The following is a 10,013-nucleotide window of genomic DNA, read 5'->3' as shown; positions in this document are numbered from 1 at the left end:
GGAGGATCTATCAACCCCCGAAAGGGGATCAAGAGATGATCGTCACATTCGACTGTCAACGGGGGGCTGGTGAACGCTTACCCCTGTACCGCTTCGTGGTCGATGGCACCGCCTATCCGGATCCAGCCTCGCGCTGCCAGCCACTGGGCGTGCATGGCCCTTCCATGGTCACCGAGATCCAGCCAGCCCAATCCGCCGGCTGGCAAGGGGTCGCCATCGACGACGCCATCCTCTATGAACTGCATATTGGCACCTTCACCCCGGAAGGCACGCTAGCCGCCGCGGTGCACCAACTGCCCCATCTGCAGGCGCTGGGGATTACGGTGATCGAGCTGATGCCGCTGGCTGCCTTCCCCGGTAATCGCAACTGGGGCTATGACGGCACCTATCAGTTCGCCCTGCACCATGGCTATGGCGACTATGCCGAGCTACGGCTGTTCCTCGAAACGGCCCATCAGCTGGGCATGGCAGTGATCCTGGATGTGGTCTACAACCACTTCGGCCCGGAAGGCAACTACAGCGGTGTCTTCGCCCCCTACACCAAACGAGCCAACACCCCCTGGGGTGCCGCCATCAACTTTGATGGCCGCCACAACGCCGGCATCCGCGACTTCTATCTGGCCAATACCCGCTACTGGCTGCAGGAAGTCGGCTTCGACGGCTTCCGCATGGATGCCGTGTCATTGATTTTCGATGCCTCGCTGCAGCATATACTGCGTGAGATCACCGATCTGGCCCGCACTATCGGCGCCGAGCAAGGGCGCGAGATCCTGATGATCGCCGAGCATCTGAACAACGACGTCAAGGTCACAGCGGCCGAGGGCTACGGTTATCACAGCCAGTGGAACGATGACCTCAACCATGCCCTGTTCGCCTACCTGACCGGTGAGACCGGACGCCACTACTCCAACTTTGGCAGCTTCGATGACATCGTCAAAGCGCTGCGCGATAGCTTCGTGCTGGATGGCACCCGCCAACACCACTTCTATCAACGCCTGTGGGGCACCGATGGCCGCCAGACCGCCGCCACCGAGCATGTGGTGCATATCCAGAATCACGATCAGGTCGGCAACCGGCTGCACGGTGACCGCTTGATTGCCAGCTATGGCCGCGACAAGGCGCTGCTGGCCATCACCGCCATCATGGCCAGCCCCTATGTGCCCATGCTGTTTATGGGCGAAGAGTATGGCGAGACGGCCCCCTTCCTGTTCTTCGAGGACTTTGGCGACCAATCCTTGATCCAGGCCGTGCGTCACGGTCGCACCCAGGAGTTTGCCTTTGGCGGTGCCGAGCCACGGGATGCCCACGACGAAGCGGCGTTCCTCGACTCCAAGCTGCAGTGGCCACGGCTGGCCAGCGACGAGGGGCAGAATATCTTCCGTTACTATCAGGCGCTGATCGCCCTGAAACGTGCCGGTAAACTCGGCCCACGGGACAAGGCCAGCATCGAGATTGCCAGCGACGCGGCCACCGGCGTCATCTGCCTGCGCACCGAGGAGAGCCTGACGCTGCTGAACCTGTCGGCCGAGCATCAACAAGCACTGCCCAGCGGCGCCTGGGCCCTGTGCCTGAGCACCGATGAACCAGGTACCGCCGGCGAGTTGCCCCCCTACAGCGCCCATGTCTATCTACGCATCGCCGAATAACCATCCCACCTTGCCCCTCGGGGCAGCAACAAAACGGGCCAGCATCTGCTGGCCCGTTAGCTTGATAAGGGAGAACGCGGTGTGCACCAACTAGGCTTCTGATAAGTTGTCGGCAACCCAGGAGTGACACAGCAAGGTGACCATGAACTCGGATATTCGCTGGATACAGCGCTTTGATAATTACGCGCGCGCCCTGAAAACACTGCGCAATGCAGCCGAGCTGGCGGCGCAACGGCCACTCTCGGAGCTTGAGATGCAGGGCCTGATCCAAGTCTTCGAGTTCACCCATGAACTGGCCTGGAATCTGTTGAAAGATTTCCTCGAAGCTCAGGGCATTGCAGACTTGATTGGCTCGCGCGATGCGATCCGTAGCGCATTCAAAAATGGCCTGCTGGCGGATGGAGAGACCTGGATGGAGATGATTAAGGCGCGCAATCTCAGCTCCCACACCTATCAGCAGGATCTGGCCCAACGTATCGCCAGCGACATTCTGACCCGCTTCTATCCAGCCTTCGTGGCACTGGAGCAGACGATGCAAAACATGCTGGATCGGGAGCAGGCGTGATGCGCTTTGGTCTACCGGATTCGGCTATCGAGCAGATCTGTGCCGTCTTTGCCGCTCACCCCGAGATCGAGCAGGCGGTGCTTTACGGCTCCCGCGCCAAAGGCAACTTCAAGCCGGGCTCCGATATCGATCTCACCCTGTTCGGTTCCGATCTGAGCCATGAATTACTGCTGGATCTGTTGGTGGAGCTGGACGATTTGCTGTTGCCCTGGATGATCGATCTCTCGCTGTTTGCCAGCCTGAATCATCCGGCGCTGCAGGAGCATATAACCCGGGTCGGGGTGCTCTTTTACCAGCGCCAAGAATAAAACGGGCCAGCATCTGCTGGCCTCATGCCTGTCATGATAAGTTCGGGAGAGACAACCTCTCTCGCCAACTGACATGAGCATCTGCTGGCCCGTGTTGTTCTGACGGCGATTACGCCAGTGAATCGATCACCCGGCTGAGGATGGCGGCACCCTCGTCGAGGATTTCCATTTCTATGGTCAGCGGCGGCAGGAAGCGGATGACGTTGCCACGGGTGCCACAGGAGAGCAGCAGCAGACCCTGCTCGGCGGCCGCGGCGCAGATGGCCTTGGTCAGCGCCGCATTGGGCTGGTTGATATCGCCGTTCTCCACCAGCTCCAGGGCAATCATGGCGCCGAGGTGGCGGATATCGCCCACCAGCGCCGGATGCTTGGCCTGGATCGCCTGCAGATGCTGAACCAGGCGCTCGCCGATGGCTTCGGCGCGTTGGCACAGTTGCTCCTCCTGGATGGCCTCGAGCACAGCCACACCGGCGGTACAGCCCAGCGGCGAACCGGCGTAGGTGCCGCCGAGTCCACCCGGTTGCGGGTGATCCATGATCTCGGCCTTACCAGCCACCGCCGCAATCGGATAACCGCCCCCCAGCCCCTTGGCCATGGTCACCAGATCCGCCTCGATACCGGCATATTCATGAGCGAACATGCGCCCGGTACGGGCAAAGCCGGTCTGGATTTCATCACAGATCAGCAGTATCCCCTTCTCGTCGCACAGGGCCCGCAAGGTCTTGAGAAAGCTGACCGGTGCCGGGTAGAAACCACCCTCGCCCTGCACGCATTCGATGATGATGGCGGCCACCCGCTCCGGATCTATATCGCACTTGAACAGCTGGTTCAGCGCTTCCAGGCTCTGGGATTCGCTGATGCCGAGCAAGGCATTCGGATATGGAATGCGGTACAGCTCCGCCGGGAAGGGACCGAAACCGGCCTTGTAGGGTTGCACCTTGCCGGTCAGCCCCATGGTCAGCAGGGTACGGCCATGAAAGGAGCCGTTGAAGGAGATAACGCCCGAGCGACCGGTATAGGAGCGGGCAATCTTGACTGCATTTTCCACCGCCTCGCCGCCCGTGGTGACGAAGATGGTTTTCTTCGGTGTCGGCCCCGGCAGGGCGGCATTGATGCCTTCGGCCAGCGTCACCGCGGACTCATAGGGGGTGACCATCAGGCAGGTGTGGCTGAAGTTCTCGACCTGGGCCTTGACTGCGGCGGTGATCTTGGGATGACAGTGGCCGGTATTGACCACGGCGATGCCGCTGCCGAAATCGATGTAGCGCTTGCCTTCCACATCCCACAGCTCGGCATTTTTGGCCCGCTGCACATAAACGGTGAACGAGTTGCCTTCCCCGCGGGCGATGGCCTTCTGTTTGCGTTGCTGCAATTCGCTGTTGCTCATATCCACTCCTTGATATTCCAGTCTCCGGGTCCGGGCAATCAGCCGAGGCCACCGAGGCAGAGGTATTTGATTTCAGTAAATTCTTCGAGTCCATACTTGGAGCCTTCACGGCCCACCCCGGACTCCTTGACGCCACCAAAGGGAGCCACCTCGGAGGAGATGCCGCCTTCATTGATGCCGACCATGCCATATTCCAGACGCTCGGCGACCCGCCAGATGCGGCTCATGTTCTGACTGTAAAAGTAGGCGGCCAGACCAAACGGCGTGTCATTGGCCAGGGCAATGGCCTCGGCTTCGCTCTCAAACCGCATCACGGCGGCCACCGGGCCGAAGATCTCGTGGTCGAAAATCGCCATCTCGCGCTGGATATTCGCCAGCACGGTCGGTTGGAAGAACAGCTCGCCGGCGCTGTGGCGCTCGCCACCGGCCAGCAGGGTCGCGCCCTTGGCGAGGGCATCGGCCACCAGCGTCTCGACCTTGGCCACCGCCTTGTCATTGATCAGCGGGCCTATGGTCGCGCCCGCTTCGGTGCCCGGTGCGACGTTGAGGCCAGCCACCGCCGCCACCAGTCGCTCGACGACTGTCTCATAGATGCCGGCTTGCACCAGAATGCGGTTGGCGCAGATGCAGGTCTGACCAGCATTGCGGAATTTGGCCAGCATCAACCCCTTGAGGGCCATATCCAGATCGGCATCGTCGAAGATGATGAAGGGGGCATTGCCGCCCAGCTCCAGACCCATCTTCTTCACCGTATTGGCACTCTGGGCCATCAGACGCTTGCCCACCGGCGTTGAACCCGTGAAGGTGAGCTTGCGCACCCGCGGATCGCCACAGAACAGATCCCCGATGGCCGCCGCGTTCTGGCCGGTCACCATCTGGAATACGTCGTCCGGGATCCCGGCCTGACGCGCCAGGGTCACCAGCGCCAACGCCGAGAGCGGTGTTTCATCTGATGGTTTGACGACGATGCAACAACCGGCCCCCAGCGCCGGTGCCACCTTGCGGGTGATCATGGCGTTCGGGAAGTTCCACGGCGTGATCGCCGCGACCACGCCGATCCCCTGCTTGATCGTCAGCAGGCGGCGATCGCCGCTGGCGGCGGGGATAATATCGCCATAAAGGCGTTTCGTTTCTTCGGCAAACCATTCAACATAGGAGGCGCCATACGCCACTTCACCGCGGGCCTCGGCCAGCGGTTTGCCCTGCTCCAGGGTCATCAGCAGCGCCAGGGCGTCCTGGTGCTCCAGGATCAGCTCGAACCAGCGCCGCAGCAGGGCCGCGCGCTCTTTGGCACTCTTCGCCTGCCAGGCCGGCAGGGCGGCATGCGCCCGGGCAATGGCGGCTTCCGCCTCGGGGCCACCCTGATCGGCCACGGTCGCCAGCAAGGAGCCATCGGCCGGATTGGTGACGGGAAAACTGAGGCCGGTCGTGGCGCGCCAGGCGCCATCCTGCCAGTGGCAGAAGGGTTGCAGCAGCGGCGCTATGGATGCATGAAACATAACAAGACTCCACTCGAAAACGGGGCCATCGGGTATGGCATTACGGTTATTATTGGCCCGCTTGAATCGGGCATAAATCAGAACCCATCAATGTTTGGTTTGAGGAAGTAACAACAATGGCGCAGGTCTCGCTAAATGAATTGGGGCAAGTGGGCGACTACGAGATCCGTCTGTTGAAGGTCTTCAAGACGGTGGTGGAGTGCGGCGGCTTCTCGGCCGCTGAAACCGTGCTGAACATCAGCCGCTCCACCATCAGTGTGCATATGGCCAATCTGGAGCAGCGGCTCAAGCTCAAGCTCTGCAGTCGCGGCCGCGCCGGCTTCGCCCTCACCGAAGAGGGCGCCATCATCTATGAATCGGTGCGGCGCCTCTTCTCCCAGCTGGAAGACTTCCGCTCCACGGTCAACGCCCTGCATGTGCAGATCTCCGGCGAACTCAAGCTGGTCGCCAGCGACACCATCAGTCTCGACGAGCGCTGCCGCTTCCCCGAGGTGCTGGCCGAGTTCTGCCAGCAGGCCCCGGATGTATTCGTGCAGTTCGAGACTGCGCCGATGAGCGATATCGAGCGCATGATTTTGAATGGCGAGGTGGATGTGGGTTTTATTCCCTACCACCGCCAGCTGGACGGTCTGATCTATCAGCCGCTGTATGAAGAGACCTGCTACCTCTACTGCTGCGATCGCCATCCGTTGTTTGGCGAGCAGGATGAGGAGCGGTTGCGCGAGCGGCTGCAGAATTGCCGCTCGGTGCAGGCCGGGATCCAGAGTAACCCCGAGGTGGCGATGCAGATGGTGGGCCTCGCCAAGACGGCGACCGCCTATTACTACGAGACCCGGGCGGTGATGATCCTCTCCGGCGCCTATGTGGGGTATCTGCCGGAACATTACGCCGAGAAGTGGGTGCAGGAGGGCAAGATGCGCAAGCTGCTGCCAGCGGAGCGCTGCTACAAGCTGGGACTGGCGGCCATCACCCACCAGTTCGGACGCCTCAACAAGCCCCGCGACTTCTTTATGCGGCTGTTGCAGAAACAGATGGAACGCAACCGGCTGGGATAAGCGTTACTTGGAAGGAATGCGGTTCCCTCGAAAAGGCACTGTCCAGATGATGTGTTGCATCGACAAATTCTGGCATGAGCGTGGAGTCTGGACGATCGCAGACCCGTCGTGAATACATCCCTGTAGACTCGATGGTGGCATCCCTGCCACCAACGGTCTGCTCTTCGCCCAAACTCCACGCCGTTTGATTCACAACCCACAATAGGGACTCGAGAGGCTTATCCCTGATGCCTACGGTCGGCTCTCAAGTTATCCCCGACGCCACTTCCTCGAGTCGTTTATAGAGTAGAACCGACAGGATAGGCTTATGCCGTCTGGGCCTTCATCTTCTCGGCACGACCGCGCAGCCACTCCAGAGTCAGCAACATCACCACAGAGGTCAGGATCAGCAGAGTCGCGGCGGCGGCTATGGTCGGGCTGATATTCTCGCGAATACCGCTGAACATTACCCGTGGCAGGGTCGCTTGATCCGGTCCGGCCAGATAGAGGGTCACCACCACCTCGTCAAAACTGGTGGCAAAAGCAAACAGGGCGCCGGAGATCATGCCCGGCGCAATCAGCGGCAGAGTGACGCGGAAGAAGGTCAGTACCGGCGAAGCGCCGAGGCTGGCGGCGGCACGGCTCAGGTTCTGGTTATAGCCCTGCAAGGTAGCCGTCACCGTGATGATGACAAAGGGGATGCCGAGCGCGGCATGCACCAGGATCAGCGCGAGATAACTGTTCGCTAGGCCGATGGGCGCAAAGAACAGGTAGGAGGAAACCCCGACGATCACCACAGGCACCACCATAGGCGAAATCAGCAGGCTGGTCAGCAATCCCTTGCCGCGGAAATTGGCGCGGGTCAGACCAATCGAGGCCAGGGTGCCGAAGAACATGGCGACCAGGGTCGCGGCCGGCGAGACGATCAGGCTGTTGGTCAGCGCGCGCGTCCATTCCGGCGAGGTGAAGAAGATCTCGTACCAGCGCATGGAGAAGCCCTGCAGCGGGTAGACCAGAAAGGCACCACTGTTGAACGACAGAGGTATGATGACCAGCACCGGCAGCATCAAAAACAGCAGGATCAGACCGCAGAGCACACGGTGACTCCAGTACCAGCTACGGTCGATCAGCGAAGCATAGGGTTGCAACATAACAGCTCCTTGATTAGCCCAGTTTCAGACGGTCAGCGCCGACCAGCCAGTTGTAGACGATATACAGCAACAGGGTCGCCAGCAGCAGCAAGCCGCCCAGCGCCGTCGCCATCCCCCAGTTGATGGTGGAGTTGGTATAGAAGGCGACGAAGTAACTCACCATCTGATCATTCGGGCTGCCCAGCAGCGCCGGTGTGATGTAGTAGCCGATGGAGAGAATGAACACCAGCAGGCAACCGGCGCCGACACCGGCGTAGGTTTGGGGAAAATAGACCCGCCAGAAGCTGGCAATCGGCGAACAGCCCAGCGAGATCGCCGCCCGCTGGTAGGAGTTGGGAATACTCTTCATCACGCTGTAGAGCGGCAGCACCATAAACGGCAGCATGATATGCACCATGGCGACATAGACACCGAAGCGGTTGAACACCAGCTGCAGCGGCGTGTCGATGATGCCGAGGGTCATCAGGAACTGGTTCACCAGGCCATTGGACTGCAAGAGCACGATCCAGGCGGCAATCCGCACCAGCACCGAGGTCCAAAACGGCAGCAACACCAGGATCATCAACAAGTTGGCGGTGCGCGCCGGTAAGGTGGCCAGCAGGTAAGCCAATGGATAGGCCAGCAGCAGACAGCACAGGGTAATCACCAGCCCCATCCAGAAGGTACGGGCAAACACATTCTGGTAGATGGCCTGATCCTCGCTCACCTTGACGATTTGCCTGGCTTGATCGCGCTGCAAGTCGAGGGAAGAGAGCAGATAGGCATCGGTATAGGGGCTGCGATTGCGCTCTATGGCTTGCCAGTACGGCAGTTCGCCCCAACGCGGGTCCAGCTCCAGCATCGCCTCCCGGTAGGAGTCCGGTGCTGGGTCAAAGGGTAGACCATCGGCGGTATTATTCAGCAGGCTGCGATAGCCGGAGATCTCGCTATTGAGCCGTTTGCCCAGACTGCCGAGCTGATCCGCCTCATTGGCGCGCTCAATCTCGGTGGCCAGAGCGCGGAAGCTACTCTCCTCCGGCAAGGCTTGGCCATTCCAGTGCGCCAGCTCGGCACTGGTCTGCGGCAGCAGGGCGGCCACATCCGGGTTCTCGATGCTTTTTTTGAGCATCAAGGCCATCGGCAGCAGGAAGATCAACAATAAAAACAGCACCAGGGGCGCAATCAGGGCCAATGACTTGAGGCGATTGATCCGCTCGGCCCGGTGCAACCTTTGCTGCAGGCTGGTGGTATCAAGCTGGGGCGAGAGCCCGCTTCCGGTCTCGGGTGCTGTAGTCGCAGTCATACTCATCATCCTGATGTCGAAAATAAAAACGGCCAGGAGCAGTAGGCACTCCTGGCCTCAGGCTTACTTGGCCGCCCAGGCGTTGAAGCGACGCTCCAGCTCTTCACCGTGATCCAGCCAGAAGGCCGGATCTATAGCCGCCGCCTGCTTCATGTTCTCGGCAGAAGATGGCAACACGGCCGCCAGTTCGGGGCTGATCAGCGCACTGGCACTCTTGCGGGTCGGGCCATAGGGGATCAGCTTGGAGTATTCCACCTGACGCTCCGGCAACAGGGTCGAGGCGATGAACTGCATGGCTTCGGCCTTGTTCGGAGTCCCCTTGGGCACAACCCAGTACTCCATCTCGTAGAGACCACCGTCCCAGACAATTTCCAGATTGGTATTGCCTTCATTGCGGGCATTGGTGATACGGCCGTTGTAGGCTGAGCTCATCACCACATCGCCATCTTGTTGATGATCCGGCGTCGCTCATCATGGTCGGGGAGTGTTAGTATCATTTCGGGCTCGGCTCGTTTGTCGTTTGATTGGTTTGGCGATTAATCAGATCGCACAAACGACGCCGAGTTCCCTTCTTTCCCGGATAAGTGATCTACATTTCGGAACGGTTATTTAGGCCAATGAAGCACACTATAAAGGGGATTAGTTAGGTGTATAAATGGCAGCGTTTTAATGTTCACATTGAAGAACATTAAACAATGAGCGGGTTATTTAGCTTGTACAGAGACGACAAAGATGGGAGATTAGAAGGTTTTTCGCTTGCGCAGTGACAGTATATTCATCACTGGACTGATTATATCTCATTAATTTCCCAATGGTGTAGCCCCATTTTGGAAAATTTGTTTAAAGTTGGTGCATTGCTAATTTTTAACGGCGGAATATATATTATTCCTTTGCCAATAAGCTGCCAATAATATTCTAAAAAAGAGTCATACGAACACATAATAACCTCAGCCATCCCCTCATATGAGCGAGGCGTGGCGCGGCTTCTGAGGTATGATCGCCATCCTTGACCAGCTAATACCCAACAGACTATCCCCATGTTTAACCACGAACTAATACTCAACCACATCGACGATATATTTGGACAGGACATGCATGCCAAGCGTGTTCTTTCCCTCGCCAATGCTACCCTCGGGGTTAT

At 59.3% G+C, this 10,013-nt stretch carries 8 protein-coding genes and 1 pseudogene; 4 read left to right on the top strand and 5 right to left on the bottom strand.

Annotated elements, in window-relative coordinates:
- The 3 genes from treZ to ACYVG7_RS07315 all read left to right on the top strand — a co-directional run.
- Window positions 1-1,646: malto-oligosyltrehalose trehalohydrolase (gene treZ / locus ACYVG7_RS07325; RefSeq protein WP_460882532.1), on the top strand; the 1,646-nt coding region annotated here is incomplete at its 5' end.
- 142 nt (window positions 1,647-1,788) lie between these two features.
- On the top strand, window positions 1,789-2,211 hold the full coding sequence (locus ACYVG7_RS07320) for a nucleotidyltransferase substrate binding protein (protein WP_460882533.1): 423 nt from the start codon (window positions 1,789-1,791) through the stop codon (window positions 2,209-2,211).
- Window positions 2,211-2,519 carry a nucleotidyltransferase domain-containing protein gene (locus tag ACYVG7_RS07315; protein ID WP_460882531.1) on the top strand — a complete coding sequence of 103 codons (309 nt, stop codon included), beginning with the start codon at window positions 2,211-2,213 and terminating at the stop codon, window positions 2,517-2,519. The genes ACYVG7_RS07320 and ACYVG7_RS07315 overlap by 1 nt, the downstream gene beginning before the upstream one ends.
- A 109-nt stretch (window positions 2,520-2,628) precedes the next feature.
- Here the strand turns inward: ACYVG7_RS07315 and gabT are convergent, their stop codons facing one another.
- Both gabT and ACYVG7_RS07305 read right to left on the bottom strand, forming a co-directional pair.
- A complete protein-coding gene (gene gabT / locus ACYVG7_RS07310) occupies window positions 2,629-3,906 on the bottom strand; it encodes a 4-aminobutyrate--2-oxoglutarate transaminase (RefSeq protein ID WP_460882530.1) in 1,278 nt (425 codons plus the stop codon).
- 38 nt (window positions 3,907-3,944) lie between these two features.
- Window positions 3,945-5,405, bottom strand: a complete 1,461-nt coding sequence (locus ACYVG7_RS07305; RefSeq protein ID WP_460882529.1) for an NAD-dependent succinate-semialdehyde dehydrogenase — start codon at window positions 5,403-5,405, stop codon at window positions 3,945-3,947.
- A gap of 116 nt (window positions 5,406-5,521) precedes the next feature.
- Here ACYVG7_RS07305 and ACYVG7_RS07300 point away from each other — a divergent pair, with 116 nt between their 5' ends.
- The gene (locus ACYVG7_RS07300) at window positions 5,522-6,460 is read left to right on the top strand and encodes a LysR family transcriptional regulator (RefSeq protein ID WP_460882528.1); all 939 of its coding nucleotides are present in this window, start codon (window positions 5,522-5,524) and stop codon (window positions 6,458-6,460) included.
- Between the two features lie 305 nt (window positions 6,461-6,765).
- Here ACYVG7_RS07300 and ACYVG7_RS07295 read toward each other — a convergent pair whose 3' ends face one another.
- From ACYVG7_RS07295 to ACYVG7_RS07285, 3 genes and pseudogenes are all read right to left on the bottom strand, one after another.
- Complete coding sequence (locus ACYVG7_RS07295; protein WP_460882527.1) at window positions 6,766-7,590, bottom strand: ABC transporter permease; 825 nt, start codon at window positions 7,588-7,590, stop codon at window positions 6,766-6,768.
- A 13-nt stretch (window positions 7,591-7,603) separates the two neighbouring features.
- Window positions 7,604-8,872, bottom strand: a complete 1,269-nt coding sequence (locus ACYVG7_RS07290; protein WP_460882526.1) for an ABC transporter permease — start codon at window positions 8,870-8,872, stop codon at window positions 7,604-7,606.
- A gap of 63 nt (window positions 8,873-8,935) precedes the next feature.
- Window positions 8,936-9,319, bottom strand: a pseudogene (locus tag ACYVG7_RS07285) (extracellular solute-binding protein); the annotation flags it as partial.
- Window positions 9,320-10,013: the final 694 nt, after the last annotated feature.

Source organism: Pseudaeromonas pectinilytica, from assembly GCF_054780855.1.
The sequence above is the reverse complement of the archived record's forward strand: the minus strand, read 5'-3'. Positions and strand labels throughout refer to the sequence as shown.

What these genes read in the sequence shown, in the direction of transcription:
- ACYVG7_RS07320 (WP_460882533.1), top strand. Translation starts at nt 1,789, where the DNA reads ATGAACTCGGATATTCGCTGGATACAGCGCTTTGATAATTACGCGCGC.
- ACYVG7_RS07315 (WP_460882531.1), top strand. Translation starts at nt 2,211, where the DNA reads ATGCGCTTTGGTCTACCGGATTCGGCTATCGAGCAGATCTGTGCCGTC.
- gabT (WP_460882530.1), bottom strand. Translation starts at nt 3,906, where the DNA reads ATGAGCAACAGCGAATTGCAGCAACGCAAACAGAAGGCCATCGCCCGC.
- ACYVG7_RS07305 (WP_460882529.1), bottom strand. Translation starts at nt 5,405, where the DNA reads ATGTTTCATGCATCCATAGCGCCGCTGCTGCAACCCTTCTGCCACTGG.
- ACYVG7_RS07300 (WP_460882528.1), top strand. Translation starts at nt 5,522, where the DNA reads ATGGCGCAGGTCTCGCTAAATGAATTGGGGCAAGTGGGCGACTACGAG.
- ACYVG7_RS07295 (WP_460882527.1), bottom strand. Translation starts at nt 7,590, where the DNA reads ATGTTGCAACCCTATGCTTCGCTGATCGACCGTAGCTGGTACTGGAGT.
- ACYVG7_RS07290 (WP_460882526.1), bottom strand. Translation starts at nt 8,872, where the DNA reads ATGACTGCGACTACAGCACCCGAGACCGGAAGCGGGCTCTCGCCCCAG.